This window comes from Frankia gtarii (assembly GCF_025403375.1).
GTDB classification, from domain to species: domain Bacteria; phylum Actinomycetota; class Actinomycetes; order Frankiales; family Frankiaceae; genus Frankia; species Frankia gtarii.
Window position 1 is genome coordinate 1 of the sequence record NZ_JAMPTM010000045.1, and the last position, 25,115, is coordinate 25,115.

At 68.4% G+C, this 25,115-nt stretch carries 16 protein-coding genes and 3 pseudogenes; 5 read left to right on the forward strand and 14 right to left on the reverse strand.

The annotated features are described in order from the left end of the window. The 6 genes and pseudogenes from NBZ83_RS09590 to NBZ83_RS09610 form a co-directional block, all read right to left on the reverse strand. Nucleotides 1–929: ArnT family glycosyltransferase (locus NBZ83_RS09590; RefSeq protein ID WP_261574782.1), on the reverse strand; the 929-nt coding region annotated here is incomplete at its 3' end. A 289-nt stretch (nt 930–1,218) separates the two neighbouring features. Further along, complete coding sequence (locus NBZ83_RS09595; protein WP_261574783.1) at nt 1,219–2,487, reverse strand: ATP-binding protein; 1,269 nt, start codon at nt 2,485–2,487, stop codon at nt 1,219–1,221. Nucleotides 2,488–3,059: 572 nt separating this feature from the next. Beyond that, nucleotides 3,060–3,284 (reverse strand): annotated as a pseudogene (locus tag NBZ83_RS33755) (helix-turn-helix domain-containing protein); the annotation flags it as partial. Continuing rightward, a complete protein-coding gene (locus tag NBZ83_RS33760; RefSeq protein WP_368861826.1) occupies nt 3,211–3,441 on the reverse strand; it encodes a DUF2399 domain-containing protein in 231 nt (76 codons plus the stop codon). The pseudogene NBZ83_RS33755 and the gene NBZ83_RS33760, both read right to left, overlap by 74 nt. A gap of 52 nt (nt 3,442–3,493) precedes the next feature. Further along, entirely contained in the window at nt 3,494–3,826 is a 333-nt protein-coding gene (locus NBZ83_RS09605; protein ID WP_261570639.1) for a helix-turn-helix domain-containing protein, read from the reverse strand. After that, a complete protein-coding gene (locus NBZ83_RS09610) occupies nt 3,823–4,182 on the reverse strand; it encodes a type II toxin-antitoxin system RelE/ParE family toxin (protein WP_308203780.1) in 360 nt (119 codons plus the stop codon). Before NBZ83_RS09610 ends, NBZ83_RS09605 begins: the two co-directional genes overlap by 4 nt. 489 nt (nt 4,183–4,671) lie before the next feature. Here NBZ83_RS09610 and NBZ83_RS09615 point away from each other — a divergent pair, with 489 nt between their 5' ends. Further along, complete coding sequence (locus NBZ83_RS09615; protein ID WP_261570637.1) at nt 4,672–5,022, forward strand: hypothetical protein; 351 nt, start codon at nt 4,672–4,674, stop codon at nt 5,020–5,022. Nucleotides 5,023–5,381: 359 nt separating this feature from the next. On the opposite strand, the pseudogene NBZ83_RS33765 reads toward NBZ83_RS09615, so the two are convergent. Next, a pseudogene (locus NBZ83_RS33765) lies at nt 5,382–5,612 on the reverse strand (SbtR family transcriptional regulator); the annotation flags it as partial. Between the two features lie 66 nt (nt 5,613–5,678). Between NBZ83_RS33765 and NBZ83_RS33295 the strand changes: the two are divergent. Then, nucleotides 5,679–7,322, forward strand: a complete 1,644-nt coding sequence (locus tag NBZ83_RS33295; protein WP_261574785.1) for a restriction endonuclease — start codon at nt 5,679–5,681, stop codon at nt 7,320–7,322. 399 nt (nt 7,323–7,721) lie between these two features. On the opposite strand, the gene NBZ83_RS09630 is transcribed toward NBZ83_RS33295, so the two are convergent. Next, the gene (locus NBZ83_RS09630; protein WP_261574786.1) at nt 7,722–8,033 is read right to left on the reverse strand and encodes a hypothetical protein; all 312 of its coding nucleotides are present in this window, start codon (nt 8,031–8,033) and stop codon (nt 7,722–7,724) included. Nucleotides 8,034–8,253: 220 nt separating this feature from the next. Then, nucleotides 8,254–8,862: an SMI1/KNR4 family protein gene (locus NBZ83_RS09635; protein ID WP_261574787.1), complete on the reverse strand. Its 609-nt coding sequence runs from the start codon at nt 8,860–8,862 to the stop codon at nt 8,254–8,256. A gap of 326 nt (nt 8,863–9,188) precedes the next feature. Between NBZ83_RS09635 and NBZ83_RS34510 the strand changes: the two are divergent. Continuing rightward, nucleotides 9,189–9,356, forward strand: a pseudogene (locus NBZ83_RS34510) (MmyB family transcriptional regulator); the annotation flags it as partial. A gap of 260 nt (nt 9,357–9,616) precedes the next feature. Here the strand turns inward: NBZ83_RS34510 and drmC are convergent. From drmC to drmD, 5 genes are all read right to left on the reverse strand, one after another. Next, nucleotides 9,617–10,375: a DISARM system phospholipase D-like protein DrmC gene (gene drmC, locus NBZ83_RS09640; RefSeq protein WP_261574788.1), complete on the reverse strand. Its 759-nt coding sequence runs from the start codon at nt 10,373–10,375 to the stop codon at nt 9,617–9,619. Further along, on the reverse strand, nt 10,359–12,359 hold the full coding sequence (gene drmB, locus NBZ83_RS09645) for a DUF1998 domain-containing protein (RefSeq protein ID WP_261574789.1): 2,001 nt from the start codon (nt 12,357–12,359) through the stop codon (nt 10,359–10,361). The genes drmC and drmB overlap by 17 nt, the downstream gene beginning before the upstream one ends. After that, the gene (drmA, locus tag NBZ83_RS09650) at nt 12,356–16,087 is read right to left on the reverse strand and encodes a DISARM system helicase DrmA (protein WP_261574790.1); all 3,732 of its coding nucleotides are present in this window, start codon (nt 16,085–16,087) and stop codon (nt 12,356–12,358) included. Before drmA ends, drmB begins: the two co-directional genes overlap by 4 nt. After that, nucleotides 16,084–19,635 carry an Eco57I restriction-modification methylase domain-containing protein gene (locus NBZ83_RS09655; protein WP_261574791.1) on the reverse strand — a complete coding sequence of 1,184 codons (3,552 nt, stop codon included), beginning with the start codon at nt 19,633–19,635 and terminating at the stop codon, nt 16,084–16,086. Before NBZ83_RS09655 ends, drmA begins: the two co-directional genes overlap by 4 nt. A gap of 473 nt (nt 19,636–20,108) precedes the next feature. Next, complete coding sequence (gene drmD / locus NBZ83_RS09660; RefSeq protein ID WP_261574792.1) at nt 20,109–23,315, reverse strand: DISARM system SNF2-like helicase DrmD; 3,207 nt, start codon at nt 23,313–23,315, stop codon at nt 20,109–20,111. A gap of 106 nt (nt 23,316–23,421) precedes the next feature. Here drmD and NBZ83_RS09665 point away from each other — a divergent pair, with 106 nt between their 5' ends. Both NBZ83_RS09665 and NBZ83_RS09670 read left to right on the forward strand, forming a co-directional pair. Continuing rightward, entirely contained in the window at nt 23,422–24,525 is a 1,104-nt protein-coding gene (locus NBZ83_RS09665) for an XRE family transcriptional regulator (protein ID WP_261574793.1), read from the forward strand. Continuing rightward, on the forward strand, nt 24,522–25,061 hold the full coding sequence (locus NBZ83_RS09670; RefSeq protein WP_261574794.1) for a hypothetical protein: 540 nt from the start codon (nt 24,522–24,524) through the stop codon (nt 25,059–25,061). Before NBZ83_RS09665 ends, NBZ83_RS09670 begins: the two co-directional genes overlap by 4 nt. Nucleotides 25,062–25,115: the final 54 nt, after the last annotated feature.

Sequence of the window (25,115 nt, forward strand, 5' to 3'; positions counted from 1 at the left end):
CGCCTGGCCAGCTCGTTCAGGTTCGCCCGGCCGCCGCCGAACCCACCGCCACCGCCGCCGCCACCGCCGCGGTTGCCGTCACCGCCGAAGATCCGGCCCAGGCCGTTGTAGCCGAAGGCCAGGCCGAGCGCACTGTTGTCGGTGGAACCGCCGATGTAGGGACGCGAACCCTTCGGCCACAGTGCGACCGTCGCCACCCACCAGCCGGCGGCGACCACGATCGCCAGCCCGCCCGCGAGCAGCTGCCACACCCGCCGCCACCAGCCGGTCGGCGCGGCGATCAGGTAGACCAGCGCGAACGCGGGCAGCACCAGGAAACCCTGCAGCGTCTTCGTCAGGAAGGCCAGGCCGAGCGCGGCGCCGGTCGCCGCCATCCACTTCGTCGACGCCTCCTCGAGCGCGCGGACCAGGCAGTATCCGGCCAGGACGAGGACGAAGGTGAGCAGGCCGTCCGGGTTGTCGAAGCGGAACATCAGCGCCGCCACCGGGGTGAGCGCCAGCGCGGAGCCGGCCAGCAGGCCGGCGGCGGGGCCGAACCACCTGCGCACGGCCGCGAACATCAGGCCGACCGCGGCCACGCCGCCCAGCGCCTGCGGAACGAGCATGCTCCAGCTCGAAAAACCGAAGATTCGCCCGGACAGCGCCATCGCCCACAGCGACGCCGGCGGCTTGTCGACCGTGATGAAGTTCCCGGAGTCGAGCGATCCGAACAGCAACGCCTTCCAGCTCTTCGTCCCGGCCTGGACCGCCGCCGCGTAGAAGCTGTTCGCATAGCCCGAGGCGCCCAGGTCCCAGACGTAGAGCACCGCCGCAGCGGCGAGCAGCCCGACGAGCGCCGGCCGGGCCCACACCGGATCCGCCGGGGCGTCTGCGCTGACCACTGCGCTGGGCAGGACCGTCGCGCTGGAGGGGTCCTCGGGCTGCGTCATACGCTAGATACTCACTGTGCAACCTGTGCGCAAGCTGAGAGTGATCGGATCTGCCACCGGCGGCCCGGTGGAGATGCGCTTCATCGACATCTGGCGTGTCGCGGATGGCATGTTCGTCTGTTAAGTTACCAATCGATTACGAACGGATATGGTTGCGTGTCTCATCGCTACCTGATCCGGCGTCCCCTCCCGTCCCGAAGCGGAGCGCAACGTCGCCTGGCGCTACGTCACGGACCCCTCCGTGCGGGAATCCCGGCCGAGGACTGTGACCGTGGCGCCCGCGCAGTGGTTACGGACCGAGCAGTGCCAGCGGGATGACGGCGACATCGTCGCTTCGACGGTAGGCGTACTGGCCGGCGTAGATGACGATGGCATCGATCAAGTCTTTTCCGATCCGACTGCGGAGCCATTGGAGGTGTTTGACGTCGGCGTCCTCGACCCGGTCGGCCAGCTTGACCTCGATGCCCAGTATCCGGCCATCCGCGTGCTGAACTATCAGGTCCACTTCGTGGTCGTTGTTGCGGGTACGTAGGTGGCCCACCCGGGCTTCGGCGGCCTCGGCGTAGGTGTGGATGCTGAGCGCGGCTAGATGCTCGAAAAGCGCACCGAGGGTTGTGCCCTCCGACAGGTCCGTGCTGCCTTGCTCGGCGCGCAGGAGCGCGGAGGCGTCGAGTCCGAGCAGCCGTGCGACCAGGGCGGGGTCGGCCAGGTGGTGTTTGGGGGACTGGCCGAGTCGGTCAAGGTGGTTCCTGCTGGGGATCCAGGGCGGTATCGCGTCCAGCAGCCACAGGGACGACAGGGCGTCGCGGTAGGCGAGCGTGGTCTCCTTGGCCGGCTTGTTCGCCAGCCCGGCGGTGGCAGCGTCGAGGATCTTTGAATAGGCCGTCGTCGTCGATGTTGCGGCGGCGTAGGCGGTGAGCCAGGCGCGCAGTACCGCCGGCCTGCGGACCGGGTAGCCCTGCTCGGGGAACTCCCGTTGGACGACGTTGTCCAGGTACGCATCCAGTTCCGCCCGCCGTACACGAGGTGGCAGACTGCGGAGGGCGGGGAAGCCCGATGCCGTGATTTCCTCGACATAGTCCGTCAACCGGAGCGCGGTGGCCCCGCCGACATCGCGGTTTCCGTGGAGGATCGCGGCCAGGCTCACGGTCTGCGTCTCGAGGCCCCGCTCTGCCAGGCTCAGCGGTCGCATCCGCATGGGTACTATCCGCCCCGCGCCCGAGTGGACCACCGTCCCCCGGGGCGCCGAGCTGCCGGCAACGATGAAGCGGCCGGGCGGCGAGCCGGCGTCAACCGCGTGCCGCACGTGGTCCCACACCTCGGGAAGGCGCTGCCACTCGTCCACCAGCACCGGCCCGGGCAGTGATGTCAGGACGGACGGGTCCGCTTTTATGATCTCACGTTGGCCGGGAAGACTGAGATCGATGACCGACGCGGCCCGTTGCGTCGCGGTCGCGGTCTTGCCGACCCCTTTCGGCCCGTGGATCGACAGCGCGCGAAGGTGCGGCTGAAGCTCGTCCAGGGTGTCGTCGAGGATGCGGCGCCGGTAGTTGATCACCAATCTACTCTACCAATCGCAAGTCATTTAGTCTTCCAATCGCACTAGAAAAAGTCTTCCGATCGCGGATCGCGCGCGATGGGAGTCTCCCAGCCGCGCGTCTGCGCCCTCGAACGGGGCGAACTCGACAGTGCCGCTCTCTCTACCCTGCTCGCCTACGTCGGTGCCCTCGGCGGCAAGCGTCGCATCGCCGGAAACTTCGGTGATCGGGAGTACCGCCTGACACCAGCGACCGGTAGCGCCGCACAGCCGAGCCCGCGCTTGCTAAGGGAGACGACGTCGGTGTCCAGGACGACGGGCTGCACGGCGCGGTTCAGGCGATCTTGCGACGGTGCTTGGCGTGGGTGAACGCGAGCAGCAGCGCGCTCCAGCGGGTGCGACCTGACTGTCAGGTGCCGAGAGGGGAGCGGGCGGTGCGGAACTGGGCGACGAGGAGATCGATGCGGTCGGTGTCGTGCCCCGGGCGTAGCCGGTCGTTGCGGCCGAGTGTGGTCAGTCCGTGCCGCACGGCGCCGAGATTCGCCGAGGGCCTCGGCAAGCTCGCCGAAGCCCTCCAGCGCGATGGCCTCGACAAGGTCCTCCATCGACGCGAAATGTTTGTAGATCACCGGCTGGCTGTACTCGATCTCGGTGGACAACCGGCGGGTGGTCACCGCCTCCCAGCCTTCGCGCTCAGCCAGAACGCGGGCTGTGGCGGTGACGAGCCGGCGACGGGCCGCGCGATCACGGAGTCGACGGTCTTCGATCGGCCAGGTCCGGGTCGAAGCGGGTGCGGACCGGACGACCGGTTGATGCACCGAAGCCGGGGCGTAGCGCGGCCTTGTAGTGGGCGCGGTCGTAACGCCATGGGACGGCGTCGTATCGGTCGATGACGGTGTTCGCGATCGCCAGGCCGGGCGATCCGCGTCCAGCCCGTGGCCGTCCCCCGGCACCTGTGGGAGAAACGAGGGCCAGCCGCGTAGTACCGGGCCCGGGTGTGTGACCGGCCGTCTCCGTCTCCGTCGTGTCAGGCGATGTTGAGGTGAATGTTGCCGATGCGGGCGACGATGTCGAGGTGGCCGCCGAGGCCGGTGATGTAGGTGCGCAGAACCTCCAGTCCCGTGGCGGTGCCGTTCTCGATCTGGCTGATTCTCGCCTGGGTCAGGCCGGTGGCATCGGCGAGCTGTGCCTGGGTGAGGCCGAGTTGATTGCGGATCTCGGCGAGTTGTGCGCCGCTGACCGAGGCGAGCATCTGGCTTCGCATCTCGGCGCGGCGGGCTGTCCGCGCGGCGCTGTCCCACTCGGGATCGGTCGCGCGGGCGCGGGCCTTGACATCACGCCAGTTCGACGGTGTGGTCACGATCCCTCCTGTTCCTTCAAGATCCTCAGGTATTCGCCGAATCTTTCGTCTGCGAGCGGGACCGCGGTCTGGTACCAGGTGCGCCAAGCGCCAGACTTGTCGCCCGCGACGAGGAAGACCGCTTCCCGACGCGGGTCGAAGGCGAAGATCAGCCGAATCTCGGTGGTCCCGGCCGAGCCCGGTCGGAGTTCTTTCATGTGGTGGTAGGTGCTGCCCTTGAGCCTGTCAACGAGCGGGCGACCCAGGCCGGGCCCGTGCTCGGCGAGCACGTCGATGGCCTCGGCGACCAGGTCCGCACTGGCGGAGTCCATGCGGCACAGGTCGAGGAACCATTGCTCGACCTCGGGGTGCAGCACGATCTCCCACATGGGCTCAGTATAAGCCAGACTTATTTCGAGCCCGCTTCGCCGAGCTGCCGGAGATGCGACGAGCCGTCACCCTCTCGGTGAAATCTTCTACGTCCTCAGGGCGCGTCTCGGCTCCGCGGTACATCATGATCGACTATGGGGCCCAGATCGTGTCGACGGGCATGACATGGCGGCGGTCCTCGAACGTGTACGAGTGGGTGCCCAGGTAAAGGGTTGCGCCGGCGACGAAGGCGTCGCCGACGGCCCCGCGGAGCTCATTGACCTACGGATTTGGAACCCCTCAAATGCCGGATCTGGCGGGCCCCGAGTGAGGGATTTGGAGCACCGCGATGGCGTCAACCGATCTCGGTCGCGGCGCCGAGCGGGCTGGTCGATCCGGAGGCCGGTTGCGATGCGGCCATCGACGAGGCGAGAGGATCGTCCTGCTCGGGTCGGAGGGGCCGGCCTGACCCGACCACGACGAGTGCGGAGGATCGGATGGTGAGCCTGACCGGACGGTGGCGGATCGTGGAGATGGATCTGTGGGATGAGGACGCCATCGACCTCGTCGAGCCCGGATTCATCGAGTTCACGGAGGGCAGGGCCGGCGAACTCGGGTTCATCGCCGTCCGCGGCTGGCTGGACTGCCGTTCCACCGAGCGCGACGGCCGACCGCTCGTCGAGTTCAGCTGGATCGGCGACGATGACGGCGACGAGGTCAGCGGGCGTGGCTGGGCCGCCCTCGGCGAGGACGGGACGCTGGCCGGGCACCTGTACTTCCACCAGGGCAACGACTCGGGCTTCCGCGCGACGCCGTTCACCGAAGCCACTCCGCGAAACGGGCGCTGACCGAGTACCAGTACCGTTGGCCGGCTGTCCATAGACGAGATCATTGCCAACCTCCGCCAGGACGGCATCGAGCTCGTAGTGAAGATCGAGATCGAAGCCACGAAGAGCACCGGCTTCGCGGAAGGCCAAGTCCTCGAGCGCGGGAGCCGATGAGGTGGTGGGTCGCCTCGCCGAGGATCACGGGTCCACCGGCGCGCAGCAGGTGTTGACGAGCTCGTCGAACTGTTCGGTAGTGGATCCAACGCGTGCGAGGCCGTCGAAGAGGACGGTGTTGAGGCGGGCGATCCGGTCGGGGCCGCCTCGGCGTCGGCGTGGCGCAGGGTGGCGAAGGCGCCCGCCAGCAGCGCGAACAGGTCGTCGATGTCGATGTCGCCGCGGATCTCGTTGTCCCGTTGGGCGCGTTGGAGAAGGGCTCGCAGGGTCTCGCGGAGACGAGCTGCGGCGTCGGGCGCGGCGGTGTGTAGGTCGAACTCTGTTCCCGCGAGCGCGGCCTTGAGCGACATGCTCTCGACCAGCAGGTCGACGTCCGACTCGCCGGTGTATATCAGGTGTCGGTTACGACATCCCCTGGGACTGAAGTCACATTGCATAACGGAAAGATGTCGTATCGGTCAACACTTCTTGCCAGAAAGTGCCTGATCTGGTGCTGTATGTAGGTGGCTGGGAAACGTTCGGGCTGGTCGGAGTTCCGCCGTGCCCAAGAGCATCAGCAGGCTCGCCTCGAGCGCGAGAAGCGCCAGATCGACGCGGCGGCGAACCGGGTGCAGAAGGCGATGGAACGGGCGGGTCGGCAGGCCGAACGCCAGGCCCGGACGGACGCCCGGCAGCGCGAGCAGCTGAACCACGTTCTGATGGCGGCAGAGGCCGACAAGCTGTCCGCTGAGGTCGACGCCCGGGTTCAGACGCTGAACGCGCTGCTGAACGGGGCGAATCTGACCCCGTTCTCGTTCGGCAGCCTGCGGCATGAGGCGCGGATCCCCGCCTTTGACCTGCCGCGCTTCGGGCCGCCGACGCCTGTACCGAACTGGGACGACTTCGCCCCGCCCGGCCCTCCGCGCGGGCTGGCGGCGATGCTGGGCGGTCGTGCCCGCTACGAGCAGGAGCTGGACGAGGCGCAAGGGCGCTACCAGGAGGCCGTCGACACGGCGCAGCGTGCGGAGGCCAACAGGCAGGAAGGGATCCGCCAGGCCCGCGGCGACCACCAGCGGCGCGCCGACAGGGTGCGTGCCGAGGCCGCCCGGCACAACCAGCAGGTGGCACTTTTCGAGGCTGCCTATCGTGCGGGCGACACCGACGCAGTCGAGGACTTCGTCGCGCAGGTCCTGGACCGGTCGAGCTACCCGGCGGGGTTCCCGAACGGCCGGCGGCTTGCCTACCGGCCTGAGCCGCGTGAGATCTGGATCGAGTTCGATCTGCCCACCAACGAGATTGTCCCGCAGGAGCGTGGCTTCCGTTACGTCAAGACGCGCAAGGCGATCGACACCCTGGCCCGGGCAGACCGGGACCGTAAGGCTCTCTATGCTTCCGTCGTCGCACAGACCGCGCTGCGTCACCTGCGGGAGATCTTCGAGACCACCCCGCGAAGCCTGGTCGACTCTGTTGCCCTCAACGGACACGTACGAACCCGTGACCCTGGCACCGGCCAGCCGGCCTACCCCTGCCTGATCACCCTCAGCGTGACGCGGGAGATCTACGAGGGTTTGGACTTTGACTACCTCAACCCCGTGGGCTGTCTGAAGCACCTGAAGGCGATCGTGTCGCCGCACCCGTACGACGTGGAGGCCGTGACGCCGATCGTTGACTTCGACCTTTCTCGCTACAAGTTCATCGACGACTTCGACGCTGCCGCCGAGCTTGACAGCCGCCCTGACCTGCTCGCCATGGACCCGTTCACCTTTGAGCACCTCATCCGCCAGCTCTTCGAGAAAGTCGGGATGGCTGGCTGGGCCAAGACGACCCAAGGCTCACGTGACGACGGTGTCGACGTCGTCGTCACGGACGCGAACCCGATCACGGGCGGCGTCTGTGTCATCCAGGCCAAGCTTTACAAGCGGGTCGTTCCAGCCGAGGCGGTACGGGCACTCTGGGGATCAATGGACGACCAGAACGCCACCAAGGGAATCCTGGTCACATCCTCCTGGTTCGGGCCCGCGAGCAGGGAGTTCGTCGCGAAGCGCGCGGGGCGAATCCGCCTCATCGAAGGAGGCGAACTCAAGGCGCTCCTCGAGGAGCACCTGAACAAGAAGGTCCGCATCGCCCTGCCCAAACCTCCGCCGACCCGCTCCGGCCCGACAATCTGACCCCACCCGGCTCTCCAGCCGCAGGTCTCCTGGCGGGCAGCGAGATTGGTGACGCGATCTCGACCGCAGGATGGTTCTCCAGGCTGCGCCGCCGCCGGAGGGACTCCTGACCGGCATGTGCCAGGCCCGATCGCGCAGACGGTTCACCCCGTCACATTCCGGTGTGACCGGCTACCGTCACCCCGGACCGCAGCCGCGTTGGCCGTCTTCAAAGCCCTCCGTCACGTCTTGGCGACGACCCACGGCTCCGGCGCTTCAGCCGAACTCCAGAACCTCGACAAGATCATCGAAAAGCTTCGGTCCGGCCTGTAGAACTGCGCATGGGTGAGACTCTGCCGCCGGCGCATCTCGGCGAGCCGACGTGCATGGTTCTCCGTTACGCGCCGCCTCGCCCCTGCCTCAATGTCTGAGTGACACCGTCCAGGCGCCGTACTCGCGGGCCACGTCGGTGACCGTCAGGGTGCCCGACAGTGCCGGGCTGTGTGTGTTCAGGGCCTGATGGAGCGGGGTGATGAGCATGTCCTCAAGGGCGGAGCCGATGCTGTGGTCGTCGAGGTGCTGTTCGGCAGTGAGCTCGACGAGGAGGCGGGCGCGGGCGCGCGGGCCGAGGGTGAGATCGATGCCCAGTTCGGTGCGCAGGCGGGCGATGAGCCGGCCGACGAGCAGATCGACGCTCTGCTCGATGTTGGTGCGGTCATTGTGATTCGGCACCACACAATTGTTGTCGGCATAGCCCGCTGCAGCCGTCGCCTCGTCGACATGCCGAAAATCACCCTCCCAGCCTGCTCCCCGGACGGTCGCACCCTCGCCAGCGGCGGCCAGGACAGCACCGTCCGGATCTGGCTCCTCGGCCTGAGCGCCCCGGGTCCGTCCGTTGGCCGCTGTGTCGGTCAGTGCTGTGTCGGCCAGCGCGGTGTCGGTCAGCGCCGCGTCATCGATCGGTGTCGTCGTCCGCTGCCTCCTGCTCCATGGAGACCCGGCTGGCGTGGAAGATCTCCGCAAAGTTCGCGAAGCGTTCCAGGCCGCCGTACTTCGGCGTGAACTCCCAGGCCACCCATTCGCCGTCCGGGCCGGGATCGGCCGGATCGAGCAGCCAGAAGTCCTCGCCGCTCGCGATCACCAGCGATCGACGGAAGAGCGACAGCATGTCGCTGTCGTCCTCGTCGTCGTTACGCGGCTCCCCGTAGAGGTCGATGAAACCGGCGCCGTCCATGGTGTCGCGGAACCAGGCGACGTCGGTGCTCGCGTGCAGCTCGTCGACCCACTCGGCGGGGTTGGGCCAGCCGTCGCTTGCCGCCAGAAAGCTGCGGAAGGTCGGCGGGAAACGGATCGCCAGGCGTTGCTCGGCCGCCACCACCGTCTGCTCGGCCGCCGGCTCGTGACCCACCCAACGATGCTGGATCTGCTCGTCGGAGAGCTCGCCCGGATCGGCCGTGCGCAGATACGTCTCGCTGTACTCGCGCAGATAGTCGTGCCACTGCTCGGGGGTCGTCAGCTCGGGTGCGGCCAGGGGCGCGTCGTCGTCGGCGAGATTTGACATGAATCCGGCCTCCTTGTCGGGAACGTCAGTATTCTGCCGTTCGGCAAGCTATCACGGGCCGATGTTCGCCCCGGAGGAGCGCAATGGTGTTTCCCGCGGAATCGAACTGCCGCAACGAAAGTTCGTTTGCGGCTCCTGGCTTTGGCCGATGAGTTCGGTGAGGGCACGGGTATGCCGTCCTTCATTCGCCGGACTGATACCGGCGCCGAGGTTCAGCGCGCCGCCGCCCAGAGGCCGATTCCGCCGACGCGGTCGATCGAGTAGCGCAGGATGAGGCCCTCGCCCTTCGAGCCTGGGAAGTCGGCCCCGGGCTTACACGGCCTCGCGTGTGCTCTGTTCACCGACTTCGCGGCCCTGCCCGAGCGCGAGCGCGCAACACGGCCCGGCTGATGTTTCTGGACGAGGAGCTCGCCGCTCGGCGCCGCGACTGGGAAGGTTCCGCGCGTGACACCGTCGGGATCCTGCGAATGACCGCGGGTGAGAACCCCGACCACGTCACCTGGACGACGCCTGCGTCTGCTGACCAGATGTTCGTCACCTACACGCCCGAGCCCGGATCCCCCTCGGCCCGGGTGCTCGTCCTCCTCGGATCGATGCTCGCCACCCGCCGCGCGGCGGGCGGCACCGACCCGGCACCGCCCCAGACGCGGGCGGAAGGCGAAACCTTGACGTCCCTGTCCAGGTCTCGCTCGCCTGGTTTCGTCACCGGGCCGCAGCGGCCCGAACGGACACGACGCGGTCAGGGCCATCTGCGCTATTCTGCCGGCTCACATGAAGCGGGCCCCGCCGGACGCACGTGTTCGAAGATGAAGTTTTCAGCTTCGCGTAGCTCCCGTTCGATGGCCTCGGCAAGGTTGGGGTTGTCGATGATGACGCCGAATTCCAGGTTCGCGTTCTCGGCGCTCCAGGAGAAGTTCGCACTGGTGACGAGCAGAAATCTGTGGTCGATCGACAGGAACTTCGAGTGGTTGCGGACCTGGCGGCCATCGAAGCGCTTCGTCCGCAGGACAAGGGCTGGGTGCAGATGCGCCGCGACCTCGTCCGTTGTCGATGACCCTGGTCGCCGTGGTCCGGCGTCAGCCGCGTCCGTGTCGATGTAGACCTTCATCATGATCTCGGGTCGCTGTGCCGCTCGCCGCAGACCATTCCACAGGCCTGATGACCGCTGAAAGTTGAACGTCGAGCAGACAATCGAGTATCGCGCGTTGTCTACAAGGAACGTTACCGACTGCGTCAGCCGCCCATGCTGGGCCAGGTGGCCCGGCATCGTCCACAGCGGGTCCACGGTCGTCGGCGCCGACCTTGCGCCTTCGATCGCCCGCAGCACGGTGATCATCGCAGTCCGGTCGATGCCCGACAGCAGGAGGCGGATCTCCGCCCGGCGGCCGACCGGCACGACTCGTAACGACGCCGTGAGCGTGTCGTCGTCCGATAAGTGGTCCGCGATCTCCCGTGCTTCGCTCCCGGTCAGCAGCGCGCCGAGCTTCCTGGCCGGGTCATCCGAAGAACCCAAGGGAGCTTCCTGGGAGGTCGATGAGGAACCGGCGGTCCAGGAACCGGTTGGCCCGCTCGCATGATGTCTCTGATGCCATCACGCAGCAGTGGCACGCCGCTCCGTGCAGGAAGTCTTCCGGGTCGGTGGGGGTGCGGCGCGCGCAGATCGGATCCGATGAGCAGCGTGCCGCTCGCTCCAGCGCCGATGACACCACTCGCTGCAGGCGTACTGGCTCGCTCAGCGATACGAGGCCGCCGAGGGTGCCGTCGCTGTCCGATGCCGTTGTCACGATCAGCAGCCCCGCCGCGGGCGGGCGTTCGTCCGTCCCGGGCCAGGCGTACAGCCGCTCGCTCAGGCTCGCGGCGGAGTACCCGCACTCCATCGCCATGCCCCGGATCAGGACGTGCGCGAGGCTGTGGACGAGCCAGTACCGCGGCGGCCTCAGCCGCTCGTCCGCGTGGATGTTCTCCGCGGTCTCGGAGAACCGCCGGTTGAAGTTCCGCCGATGCGCCTCCTTGTGCGCCTCCCAAATCTTGCTGGTCTCAACCTTCAATTCCCAGGCCGCGACCCGTTCCTCGGCAAGCTGGAGGAAGACGCCCTCGCCCCGGTCCTCGGTCGCGACGGTCCAGTCGGGATACCGTTCCCGGGCCAACGGGACGAGGCGGCGGGGCACGTCACCGACCCGGTCGAACGCGTCGATCCGGGTGAAGCCCGTCAGCGCGTTCACCTTCCGCAGCCGCTCGGCCGCCAGCACCCGGGTGATCTCGGGCCGCAACTGCGGGTCCCGGTCCCGCCGTGACAGGGTCAGGCCGCTGGCCGGGTCCTCGTGCCGGTCTCCGATCGGGTCCTTGAGCAGGTACCGCCACTCCGGGACGAGCAGGTCGACCGGGTCCCAGTCGCGGAGCTTGGCTTCCTGCTCCTCCTCGGACGGCGGCGGCTGGAGGGCGATGGCCACCAGCGCGGTCAGTGCGTCATCGGACTGGCCGGTCACGTCGACCTTCGCGGTTGCCGCGAAGTCGCGGATGAGCTCCAGGTTGCCCGCGTACTTCGCGAGCTTGTCGCCGAGCGCGCCCCGGAGCCGGTCCGCCAGGTCGCTGGCCTTCTCTTCGGCAGACTCGGGCATCACAATGATCGACAGTGTGGAGGGGAACCACAGGTTGGACGCGCCGATCAGCATCAGCTTCGTCGCCGCAACGCAGCCCTTCGGCTCGAATGCGTCCAGGTGGGGGTGACGGCCCCGACACCGTGGCAGCTTCGCGGCGCCCGCGACACCCTGGGCCTCGTTCATCTGGCGCCGCTCTCCGCAGGACGCGCAGTGGATCGTCGCCGACGCGCCCTTGCCAGCGGTCCGGTCGATCATCTTCAGGAACGGGAACTCGGCCTTCCCACACCGGCGGCCCCGGTGCACCCACAGGTCATAGGGGAACTCATCCAGGTGTCCCGCCGCGCAGGCGAGCAGGTACCGGGCCGGGACGGCTGGACGGGTCGCCTTGCCCTCGCCGCTGCGGCCGGGGCACTTCGGATGCTCGAAGCGGGCCAGGTCGCTGCGGTACGGGTGGGTGTTGACGTAGCTGAACTGGGACACCAGGCCGAGCAGGTCGCAGCCGGTGCACCGCAGCCACTGGGGGAACACCCGCGCGGGCACGCCGAGGTCGGCGCCCTCGCTGCTGAAGGTGTTCCGCTTTGGCTGCCACGGGAACGGGCGCAGCTGCACGTTCGGGGCCCGCATGTGGGTGCGGACCGCCTGCCGCAGCCGGGGCGCGTGGATCTGCGGCGGGTCGGACTCGCGGCGCCGCCAGATCCGGTTCCAGTCATCCAGGCCGGTCGGCATGATCGTGAACTGGGGCAGGTCCATGATCGCCCCGGGACCGTAGGTGTACAGCAGGGACGACGGGCGGCTGGACCCGACCTTGGCCCGGTTGTGCTTGACCTGCTTGTCGTTCTCGGCGTCCGCGTCGCCCAGCGGGTCGACCGGGCGCTGCTCGTTGTACAGCAGACTCATGAGGTGACCTCCTCTGCCGGGGGAAACTCCCACTGCGGCGCGCCGGGCGGCGCGATGTAGATCAGGTTGTCCTTGATCGGGCTCACCAGAAGGTTGATCTCCGGCTGCACCTCGCGCATGGAGTTCGCGACGACGAACGGCGCGACATCGCTGCCGTTGCCGAGCGCGCGGGCGTTCTCCGCGCTCATCATCAGCGCGTCGTACTTTCCCTCCTCCGAGGCGGAGAACCGCTCGTAGACCAGGGTCTTGTGCAGCTCGGCCAGGTGCTTTCGCCGGGAGACCCACTGGTCGAGCCGGTTCAGCAGCCGCGCCCGCGCCCGCTCGGCGTCGCTCTCGGTCGCTGCACGCCCGATCCGGCGCACCAGCGCGTCGATCACCTCGACGACAACGTCTCGTCGATCCTCGATCCGGCCCGCGTTCTTCTCCGCCGACAGCCCGCCGGGCACAACTGCTTCCAGCACCCGGGCGGCGCTGATTAGCACGCCGTCCAGGCCGCGGTCCAGGGACGTGGCCGAGAACGGCGTGACTGACAGCGCCTCGACCTGGGCGTAGAACGTCTCGTGGTAGTGCCGGAACTGCTCGAAGTGGGCCAGGTCCCGCGGCCGGGCCCAGTTCCCGAGCGCGACTACCAGGCCGGGCCGGGACGCCTGCCGGCCGACCCGGGAGGATGCCTGGATGTACTCGGCGGTGTTCTTCGGCTGGCCGACCACCAGCATCAGGCCGAGCCGGTCGACGTCGACGCCGACCTGCAGCATGGACGTCGCCAGGACCACGTCGAACGGGCGCACCGGCCGGTCGGGAACCTTTTGTTTCGCCTTCCGCCGCGCCGCCCGGTCCCGCCGTGCCGCCGTCGAGTCGAATTCCGGGTCGAACGAGACCGCCATCTGGTCCAGCGTCCCGGTGATGTCGGCCGAGGAGACGCGGGAGGTCAGCTCGGCCAGGTGTAGCTGCCCGACCGTGCCGAACCGGCGCGGCAGCCGCGACCACGGGTGCCCCTTCGCCAGCGCCGTCTGCACGTCATCGCCCATGTACCGGGCCATGCCGGCCAGCTCGCGGGTCGCGCTGAAGTACCCCACCAGCGTGAGGTATGGATCGGCGACGTCCCCGGACCGGTCGAGCAGGAGCTGCCCGGCTGCCATCAGCACCTCTGACACCCGGATCTCCGCGGTCGTGAGCCGGACGCCGGAGGTGCTGATCCCGACGTAGCGCCGCCCCGGGTACTTCCGGGAAATGGGCTGCTCGGCGGAGAAGAACGTCGTGCCCGCGTCGAGGACCTGCGGCGGGAAGATCGTGGTGCCCCGCCCGTACAGGGCGCGCACCTGGTCGGCCGCGTTGCGCGCGGTCGCGGTGGAGGCGACGAGAAGGGGCCGCACCGGTAGGTCCGCGGGAGTCCGCCACCAGCACAGGGCATCGACGGCGACCTCGAACAGGCCCACCGTCGTCCCGAGCGCGCCGGCGATCAGATGCAGCTCGTCCTGGATGATCAGGTCCGGCGGACGGAGCCGGGTCACCGGCCGTCGGTAGGCCGTGGTCTTCGGGTGCTTGCTGCCCACAGCAATCTTGCAGCCCTGGTAATCCGGGTGCACGTAGCCGTGCCGCTCGCACTTCTCCGCCACGTAGCCGAAGAGCGCCGCAGCCTCCCCTTCCCGCGCCAGCCGGGCGAACTTGTCCACGGTCGCGATCACGAACGCGGGCGCCAGCCGGTAGATCTCCTCATCCACTGTCAGGACCGGCAACCCCTCCGGTACTGACCCGTCGCGGGAGAACGGGCAGTCGCCCAGCTCGTCGCCGCAGTACACGTAGACGCGCTGGTGCTCGTCGTCGGGCCGCACGTTGGCCGCGCTGATCGGCGTGCCGCACCACGGGCAGCGCTGGAACTGCAGCACGGTCAGCCGCGAATAGCCGCCCGACGAGGAGGACCGGTCGAGCTGCTCCTTCGCCTCCTTGTACCGCTTCGGCGACACGTCGGTCCCGACCCACAGGCCGATCCGAAACGGCTCGGTGCCCCAGGCCTGAACGTCGCGACGCCGCGCCATCTCCGCCGCGCACACCAGCGCGGTCGCCCGTTGGAACTGCTGGGCGGTCAGCAGCCGCAGCGTGTACCGCATCAGCACGGTCACCCCGGCGCCCCCGTCGAGTGAGCCATCCGCGGCCTGGACCACGCCCTGGAGCCGCCGAATCGCGAATGCGTAGGCCGCCAGCCCCAGGTAGGCCTCGGTCTTGCCGCCACCGGTCGGGAAGAACAGCAGCTGCGCCTTGGCGAGATCCCCGGAGCGCATCTGCGCTGCCGGGTCGGTGAGCAGCGGCAGCTGCATGAGGATGAACGCGAGCTGGAACGTGCGCCACGAGTGCGGCCTGTCTCCGGCCAGCACCGCCGCCCGCGCCTCGTCGAGGGACTCCGCCGGACGGCTCGCCCGGCGGCGCGCGACCTGGGACTGCACGCGCTGGTCGGCCATCACCTCGTTCATGAACCGGAAGCACCGCAGCGCGTCCGCGTCGCCCAGCAGGTGCTCGATCCCGGCCGCGAGCTGGCGCTGCACCTTGCGCGCCTCATGAACCGCATCCAGCCCCTCGTCCCGCAGGTGACCGGGAAGCTGATTCGCCCGGGTCTCCTCGCCATCCAGCCACGAGCCGTACTTCTCCGCGATCGGCGCGAGCCCCGCACGCAACTCGGCCTCGGACGCAGCGGCCAGCTTCCGCATGTCGAGCAGCGCCTCATCGATCTCATCGGCGGCGACCTGCGGCGTCTCGCTGACCGGCAGCCAGGTCGTCCAGATCTTCCCGACCCGGCGATTGCCCGGAACGGCCCGGATCTTGGGGGAGTCCCACCCAGCTGGCTCCTCCCAGCTGACCGAGCAGGTCCGCCCGACGGCGAACTCCAGCCGGTCCCGGTACTGCAGGTTCAGCCGCCGGACCTCGTCATCCCGCTCCCACCGGTCATCGGTCAGCGCGTCGGTCACGGGCAGGAACGCGGGCTCCCCGTCTGTGAGCATGGTGAGCTTCGCCTGGTACAGCCACGCATCGACGGGGATCTTCCGCGGCGCCTCCCGGTCATTGCACAGCGCGACCTCGACCACTCGCCGGTGATACTCATCATCGTCGTGCCGGTCAACCCGCAGCACGACCTTGTCCCTGAGCGGGATCTCCGTCGTCACGGACGGGTCAAGGTCGGCGAGCACGATCCGCCTGGAGATCTCGACGGGGGTCCGCTGGTACCGCCGGATCCGCGTCTCATCACCCTCAGCCGCGGGCACCGATTCATACGTGCCCCACGACGCGGTCACGGTGAACGCCTCCAGGTCGTCGGGCACCTGGCACCGCAGCCCCATCGACGCCGGAATCATCAGCCCCCGCTGCTGCGGCGTGTCCTCCAGCCCGGAATCCTCGTCCGCCCCAGCGCCGCTGTCGTCAACCCCGGTGACCGGCACCCCCTGACCCTCCCGCGCATCGCCGGAGTCCCCCACGTCGCTGTCGGACTCACCCGTATCCGCATCCGCCGGATCGTCAGCCCCGGCGGCGAGCTTGAAAGGCGCGATCCGCCCGACCAGGTACACGGAGTCAGGCACGCCGTCGATGACCTCGGTCGGCCCGTTCATCGGCCCCAACAGTTCCCGTTCCAGGATGTCGGCCAGGTTTTCCCGAGCAATCCAGGAACTCCCATCCGGCTCGTACTCCAGCCGGTACTGGGGCGGCTCAGCGGACGTCACAGGCGTGCGGGGCGTGGTCATTCGCCATTCCCCTCGTCTTCGTCCTCAGTAGACGGCGGAGCCTCGCCCTGGGCCGCAGCCCGGCGCAGGTTCTCTTCGAGCAACCGGTCCAGAATCTCCACTCGAGCGGCAGGGGAGACGGTCCACCGTTGCATCTGCCGGTAGGAATGGAACCCGTGGTTAAGCGGCACGTCGCCCCAGCCGTATGCGTCCATGACGGCTTGGTCGAGTTCGACGTGGATCTGTCGCATCCGTGCGATGTCGTCATCGGTGTAGTCGGGATCGTTGACGAGGTTGTAGAACTTGGTGAGGCCGAGGTCGCGGCGGAGCATGATCTCGCGGCGCTCGGTGTCGAGTGTCCGACCGACCTCGGCTAGTTCTTCGGTGGGCCGGGGACGGGGGAACGAAAGGAAAACGTCGGACGGTGAGTAACTTACATCCGCGCGCATGGTGGCGCTGTACTTGATCGCCCACATCTGGTGCAGGCTGGATGACAACACTGCCTGATCCGAGAATGAGTCGATTGCGAAGACCGCGAGCTTATGGCTGAAAACCTGGCCAGTCGTCACGCGCACCGGCATGACGGTCTTGCTTACAATCGCAATGGTAAGTACCTCGCTCAGGGGTTCGATAGACTTCCGCAGTGCGGGGCTTGGTCGGATAAATAGCCACCAAGGAGCGTCGCGCACGACCCTGGCCTTCTTTGCGCGTTCCGGTTTAACCTGCTCAAATGCTCTTCTGTATGGAAGGGTGTAGCGGCGAGCTTCATCTTCTGATCGAATATTGAAATCGATGACCCATCGGGACGCGGATCCATCCGGGCGGGAGTTGAGATCTTCTCCGTTGAGGTAAGGGAAGAGCACTTCAGCGTTCCGGTGGTTCTCTTCGATCCACGCCCGAGCCTCGGCGGGTTCCAGGACGAACCCTTGCCCATCGATCTTGCATCCGTTGAATGATATTCCCCCGTTCTGTTGCAGTCGAACGGGTGAGCCATCGACTTTGCCGACGGGTTCCAGGAGCGTAGAGATTCGTCTCGTCGGAACATCGTCTGATATGCGTTGAATGTATTCCGCGACCAAGGCTCGCGTTCCCCATACGGCGGCGTACTGTAGATTGGCGCTGGCGGCAGGCCAGGGGCGCGACTGAACGGCGCGTGTAATCGTGAAGCCGCTTGCCACTATCCGGTCGAGGCCTACTTCGCGAGTGTCGCCCTGCGCAATGGTGTTTGTGGCGATAAGACCAAGATTTCCGTTAGGCGTCAGGAGCGAGCTGGCTCGGAGGAAAAAGAAGGCGACTAGGTCAGACTTTCCTCTCCATCCGCTTGACATGGTGTGGGCGAGCCAGTCCCGAACGTTGGGGCCCATTGCGGCAGTACTTCTTGAGTCCCCCAAGAACGGGGGGTTGCCGATGACGGCGTCGAAGCCGCCTCGCTCCATCACGTCCGGGATTGTGATGATCCAATGCAGCGGCTTCCACCGCTCGTAGTCCGTCGGAACTGTGGGGGTGAGGCCGTCGGCCAAGATCGCGTCGAGTTCGGTGCGGTCCGGGTCGCTGGCGAACAGGGTGCTGTCCGGGTATGCCTTGCCGAGGGCGGTCTCCAGGTCCTTGTACGCGACGCTGAGCGCCCGGCCTGGCTTGCCGCCGAGGCGCAGGCCGGCGGCGACGATGGCGTCGGCGACGTGGGTGAGGTCGGCGGTGACCTGCTGAAACTGCTGCCACTGGCGACGCTTGGCGCGGACGGATCGCTCCGGATCCGCGTTGTTGACCTCGCTGGCGAGTTTCCCTCGCAGGCGGACAGCCTTTTTCAGGACATCGTCGATGTCGATCGCGCCGAGGGTCCGCTGAGTGTGCGTGGCGCTACCAGGGTCGATGTGCTGGTACCGGAGCTGCTTCACATCGGTCAGGCCCAGCAGTGAGTTGCCGTGGAGGACCTTGTCATCGACGAAGGAGAACGGGAGCTTCGGGTCCAGGGAGACTAGCCAGAGCGACAGCTTGCACATCTCGACGGCCATCGCGTTGATGTCCGCGCCGTACAGGCACTTGGCGATGACCTCGCGCATCGCGTGGAGTTGCAGGTCCTTCGGCGTCATGCCGCCGGTTTCGCCCTGGCGTCGCCAGGCCTCGACGAGGCGGTCGGAGAGATAGCGGGCGGCGGCGACGAGGAAGGCGCCCGAGCCGCAGGCGATGTCGGCGACCTTCAGTTCCAGGATCCGGTCGGAGTCGACCGGAACCCACTTGTTGTGGTCAGGCTCCTGATGCGGACCGGGGCTGAAGACGAGGGGTTCGAGGGCGTGCAGGACGACCTCGGTGGCGAGGGACTTCGGCGTGTAGTGCGCGCCCGCCGTCGCCCGGGATGGCGTCTCCACCACGACGAGGCCGCCGGGCAGGAAGACCGTCGGCCGGTCTCGCAGGTCGCGGCGGATCGCTCCGATGAACGGGCGGAGTCGTTCCCGCAGACCGAAGGCGGTGGGCACCGCCGCGCGCAGCGCCCGGTCGGCGTCCTCGACGTCCGCAGAAATCTTGATCGCCTTCACGAGGGCGGCCTTGGACGGAGCAACCGCGGCGGGCTGGTCGGTCTTCGCCCAGGTGATGATCGCGTTCGCGAGGGCGTCCGGCTTCGGGTGCTTCGCCGCGAACCCCTCCAGGAGCGAGAGCGGGATCTCCGGCTCCTCGCCCTTCTTCCCGATGAGCCCGACGAGGACCTCGTCGACGTTCGTGCAGGAGTAGCCGAGCAGACCCTCGTAGATGTAGCCGATCTGCTCCACGTCGATGTCACGGAAGGAGATCCGTCGCGCGGGTTCGCCGCGCAGTTCGGCCATCTGGGCCGCCCGCAGGACTTCCAGCATGACGCGGTCGCTGACCACGATCGCGAGGGTGCCGTGGGCGTCGAGGGTGGTGAGGAAGCGGAACCGGTCGGGGTCGAACAGCGATCCGCCGTAGGAAGGGATGCGGATGTCCTCGAACGACGCACCCCGGTACAGCGCCCGGGAGGTGGCCAGCAGCCGGTGCCAGGTGAGGTGGGTGCGGTCAAGCGCTTCGGCGCTCTCGTCGCGGGCGCGCTGGTCGAGGGTGTCGAGTTCGTCGCTGATTCCGTAGCCGCCGGTGAACAGCTGGGTCTGCGGGAGCAGGCCGCGTTCCTCGGCGAACAGCAGGAACACGACGCGCATCATCACCGTGACTGCGGCCTGGTACACATCGTCGCGGCGGGCGGGCAGCGGGTCGGGCTCGCCGCGGCGCCGGACGTCGAGTGCGGACTCCGACAGTGCCTGGACGAGGAGCTCCACAGCGCGGCGGACGTTGGTGCCGAGGGCTTCGGTGATCTCCTCGGCGGCGGCGACCGAGTCCTTGAAGAGCGTGGTGAGCAGGTCCTCGGTCCGATTGCCGACCAGGCGGGGCAGGCGCAGCAGGGTGATGAACGCGTCGCGGGCGGCGGGCAGCTCGGTCCACCGCTGGGAGTCGGTGATGCCGGAGGCGACCATCGTCTCGGGGCGGGCGCTGACGATCGCCCACCAGCGTCCGTCGGTGACGACGCCGACGAGGACCCCGCAGGCCCGGAGCAGTTCCTCCATCCGGTCGATGGGGCTGGCGGCCCATCCGTCATCGAGCGGGTCGCGCAGCGATTCGACCGGATCGGTGACGAGGACGAGTGCTCCGGTCGTCTCACCGCGGGTAAGCGCACCGGTCGGGCGGACGGTGACCGAGTAGTCGGGCGCGTGGACCTTCACCTCGACGGACGGAGGGGCGAGGTAGAAGTTCCTCCAGCCCAGGACCGAGCGGAGCACGACGTCCACCCAGCTGTCGCGTGCCTCCCGGTACTGCGCCAGCGCGGCGGCGGCCTGGTGGACAGTCGACTTCTCGGCCAGGTCCCACACGTCCCAGGCCTTCTCGAACGCGGGCCCCGCGTCGCGCAGCGCGTCGAGGGCGGCGCGGTCGCCCACCGGCATGCCGGTGGGCCAGGCCTCCTTCAGGGCGGGAACAGACAGGAACGGGCCGTCGGTGTCGAGTAGGCCGAGCCAGTCCCGGTGCAGGTCGCTGCCGTTCCTCATACCTGGTTCCTTACCGCTGCCGCGTCGTCGGGGGTCAGAGCGAACACGACGGCCGCCGCCGTGACATGGGGTTTGATGTCGCCGTAGCGGGCGCCGATCGCGGTGATCTCCCGCTTTTCCTCCTCATCGAGGCTGGCCAGGCGGTCGATCATGCCGACGAGGTCATGACGGCGCTGCCGCTGTTGGTCGTCGGGGAAGAGCTTCTCGTCCTCGCTGCGGATCTCCCGGTTGAGGCGGTCGCGGGACTCCTGCAGGTTGACGCGGAACGCGGCGAAGATCTCTCGGGCCCGGGCGATGTCGGAGTCGCGCCGCTTGTACAGCGTGTCGATCACCCGCTCCTGATGGCTGCGGGCCTTCTGTTCCATGGCCGTCAGCAGCCGGGTCCGCAGCGGCGCGCCGTCGGCGTTCCACTGGTCCGCGAGCCGACTGCGGACCTCCTCGCCCGCGAGGACCAGGTCCTGGGCGTCCAGGGTCTGGTCGAGAACCTGCTCGACCTTCGCCTCGGCCATGGCGTTGCCGCGCAGTCGGATGCCGGTGAGGAACACCTCCTCGTGCAGGCGCAGGCCGCCGAGCCCGACCAGGACGAGGCGGGACACCGCCGCGACGCAGGACTGTGGCAGCCCATCGGCCACGACCGCGGTCACCCGGTGGACCGGGGAGTCCACGTTGAACAGCGCCTCGCGCAGGATGCGCGCGGAGCGCTGGAGCAGCGCGTGCCCGAGGTGGATGTAGACGACGTCGTCCCGGTCCCGGGCCATCTCCTCGTCGAACGTGATCGGGCGCAGGACGCCGGGGTCGAGGCGGGTCTCCAGCCCGCGCAGCGCGGGCTGCCACGCGGACCCGAGCGACGGGACCTTGAGGACCTCCACCGGGTCGGCGCCCTCAAGCGGCTTCAGCGGCGGCTGGCCGGTCAGCTCGAGTGCCGTGTCCACGACGCGCTGCGCGTTCGCGGGAGTCAGGTGCATCTCGGCCTTGCGGTCGAGATAGGTGCGCGACAGCTCGGTCAGGGCTCGGTTCAGTTCCTGCCCGCCGGCCAGCACGCGGTTGATGATCACGCTGCCGTCGTCGCGCGCCGCCAGCTTCACCTTCCGGCCGGTGCCGCCCGGGGTGAAGTGATCCTGGATGTCCGCGTCGATCACCTCGTTGACCGAGCCGAGGTCGGCGGCGACCTGGCTGATCTTCTCGCGCACCTTGTCCAGCAGGAACGCCGTGTCCCTGGCGAGCGCGGATTCCCGCTCCGCCGGGGCGAGCTGGTAGATCTCCGGCGTGTGCTGCTGGCCGTAGCGGTCGACGCGGCCGATCCGCTGCTCCAGCCGGGACGGGTTGAACGGAATGTCGAAGTTGACCAGCCGGTGGCAGTGCGCCTGCAGGTCGATGCCCTCGCCCGCCGAGTCGGTGGCGACGAGGACCCGGACCTGCTGCCTGTCCGGCGGCGCGGTGAACTTCGCCCGGATGTCCTCCCGGTCCTCCGTCGGGGTCGAGCCCTGGATGACCGCGAGTTCCTGCCCTTCCCGGTACCCCTGCTGGCCGAGGACGCGGACGATCCAGTCCACGGTGTCGGCGTACTCGGTGAACACCACGACCCGCTCGTTCGTCCAGGTCCTGCCATCCGGCCGGCAGACGGCGTCCAGGAAGGTGAGCAGCGCCTGCAGGCGGGTATCCGGCTTGTTCTCGTAGCCCAGGCCCCATTCGATCAGGACGTCGATGTCGGCCTGGGTGGCGGCGACGAGCGGGTCCGAGCGTTTGCTGTGCCGCAGCGCGGTGAACTCGGGGTGCGCGGCGGCGCCCTCTTCCTCGTCGGACTGGCCGCTGCCGAGGACCTCCTGGTAGTACCGGTCCTCGTCGTCCTGCTCGAGGCCCGATCCGCCGTCGGAGTCGGCGTAGTGGCGCAGCGTCTGCGCGAACGACCACGGGCTGGACAGGAACCGCTTCTTCATCAGCATCGCCACGATGCCGCCCGCCCGGCCGCGCCCGTTGAGCCGGGCGCTCTCGGCGATGATCCGGTCCAGTAGCGCGAACCGCTCCACCTCGTCGCCGGCGGGGGAGAAGGGCAGGGCCTTCAGCTCGCGGGTCTGGAAGTCCTTCGTGCCACGCAGGTCCGCCTTGAGCCGGCGGACCGCGATGTCGCGCAGCGCGCGCTCATCCAGGTTCGCGCCCCGCTTGAACCGGCGGCCGTCGATCATCTCCATCAGCGCCGTGAACGACTCGGAGTAGCCGTTGTGCGGGGTCGCGGACAGGAAAAGCCGGTGCTCGCACTTCTCCGCCAGCGCCCTGGTGGCCACCGTGCGCTGGCTGTCGACGGCGTAGCCGCGAAACCCGGTGGCGGCGGCCGGGCTCGCGGGCGCGACGTGGTGCGCCTCGTCGACGATGAGCACGTCGAACGCGTACCGGCGCGCCGAATTCGTGTCCCGCGCATCGGCGTACACCGCGCGCAGCAGCCGCTGCGCGCGCAGCGAGGGCAGCCACGCCATCGACACGATCACCCGCGGGTAGAGCCGGAACGGGTTGGCGTTCGGACCGTGCGTGCGGAGCACCTTCGCCATCAGCTCGGTGTTGACGATCTCGAATTCGAGGCCGAACTTCTCCCGCATCTCGTCCCGCCACTTCAGCGACAGGCTCGGCGGGCACACGATGATGACGGAGCGGGCACGATGCCGCAGCAGCAGCTCTTCGACGACCAGGCCCGCCTCGATGGTCTTCCCGAGGCCGACGTCATCGGCGAGCAGCAGGTTCGTCCGCGCGGACTGCAGAGCGCGGCGCAGCGGCTCCAGCTGGTATGCCTCGACGTTCGCGCCGCTGCGGAACGGTGCCTGGAACGAGCTCCCGTCCGCCGACGTGACGGCGCCCCACCGGACGGCATCAACGAAGGCGGCCAGGGTGTTCGGATCGTCGAACCCGTCCACGCTCACCGTCTCGGGCAGGCCCTGGTCCGGGGCGATGGACTGGCCCACCTCGAGCTCCCAGACGACCGCGAGCTCCTGGCCGAGTCGGTCCTCCTCCAACGACTGCAACCTGACGACATGCGCCAGGCCGGCCCCGGCCTCGTCCGCCGGGCTGCGCGGCAGGCCCTGCGCCCGGACGTCGGTGACGGACCAGGTCGCGCCACGGACGTTCACGATCCGGCCCAGCTCCGGAAGCGGGGGGACATGTGCGGGGGGAGCTGCCGCGATCCGCCCGGAAGCGTTGCCTTCAAGCGTTGCCAACTAGATCATCCCCCACGACGTCCGCCCATGTACTGGCTAATCCACGTGCCCTGGCCATCATGGACCGCAATTGCGATTTGCGCAAATCGCAAGTAGACTGTGTCGCATGGAAGGCACACCCGGCCGAGTGCTGAACCTGATCGAAGCATCAGGGCAGAGCCGTCGCGCCTTCGCCCAGGACATCGGCCTCGACGACTCCAAGCTCTCGAAGTCCCTCAGCGGCGCCCGCCGCTTCTCCTCCCTCGACCTGGCCCGCATCGCGGACAAGTGTGGCGTCACCATCGAGTGGCTGCTCACCGGGGAGGAGCCCGCGCTGGCCCTCGCCGCGCGGACCACGACCGGGCAGGCCCGCACTGCGCTGGAGGCCGCGAAGAAGTACAGCGTGATGCGCGAGGATCTGGCGACGTTCGGCTGGGCACAGCCATGGCGGCCTCTGGACGCCGGCGCCTTGGGCGGCACGTATGCCGAGCAGGGCCGTGCGCTCGCGTCCGCGGCGCTGGCACGCACCGCCGCAGCGGGGCTGTCCGTGACCGGCGCAGACTTGCCCGCCCTGGTCGAGATGGCGTTCGGGGCCGACGTGGCCGTGGTCATGCTCGACGAGGGCTTCGACGGGCTGTCGGCATCGTCGGACGACGCGAAGCTGATCGTCCTGGGGACATCCGCGATTCCGGCCCGGCAGCGGTTCACTCTGGCGCACGAGCTGGGACACCTCCTGGCCGGCGACGACCAGGGCGTGCACCTGGACAAGAACATCTACGACCGGGCGCAGGCGAGAGACCCCAGCGAGATGCGCGCAAACAACTTCGCGTCCGCGTTCCTCATGCCAGAAGACGCGCTACGGGAAACGGCGGGGACATCCGGCCTCGCCGAGGCCGGGTTCGCCGCGCTCGCCTGCGACCTCAAGGTCACACCGTCCGCGCTGGCGATCCGGCTGCAGCAGCTACGGCTGATCGACGCCGGGACCTGCGACCGGTTCCGGAAGCTCACCGCGGCGAAGGCGGCATCCATCACCGGACGCTCCGAAGAGTTCGCGCAGCGGGTCGCGGACGCGAGTGCGGCCCGCCCACCCGGCCTGCTCGTCCGGGACGCCTACAAGGCCTACGAGAGCGGCGTGACCACGATCCGCCCCTACGCAAACCTGCTCGGCATCGACGCCGACGAACTCAAGCAGGCGCTTGAGGCCAGCGAGGGGGCAGCGGGCGCCCTATGACAGAGCACCTTTTCCCCGACAACACCGTCTTGTGTAACTTCGCGGCAGTCGACCGCTTGGACCTACTCAAGTCCGTTCTCGGTGGGCGGGGCAGGTGGACCGAAGCCGTCGCGTACGAAGCGAGCAGGTCCGCAGTCAAGCTGCCTCCGCTGCGGCGGCTCCCATTAGGGGGCTGGCTGGATGAGCCGATCGAGATCACCAATCCGGCAGACGTGCAGAAGATCGCGCGGATACGGCGCGCCGTCTTCGGTGGCGGGGACGATCAGCCGCTGAAGCACCTCGGCGAGGCACAGACCTGCTATGTGATCAAAAACTGGGAGTCGTACGCCGGATCCTGGTGGATCTCCGACGACGGGGACGCCATCCGGTACGCGAAGTTCCAGAACATCACCACGCGCGAGACGATCGACATCTTCAGCATCGCGGTCGCCGACGGGGAGATCAGCGCTACCGAGGCCTTCAGCGTGATGCAGCAGATGGCGGACGCCGACCGGCACCTGCGGCTGCCGAAATCGGCCGACGACTTCCGGCGCTGACCGCCAAGCAGCCCCACTCCGACCGTTTTCCTGTCCTGCTGTGCCTGGGACGGG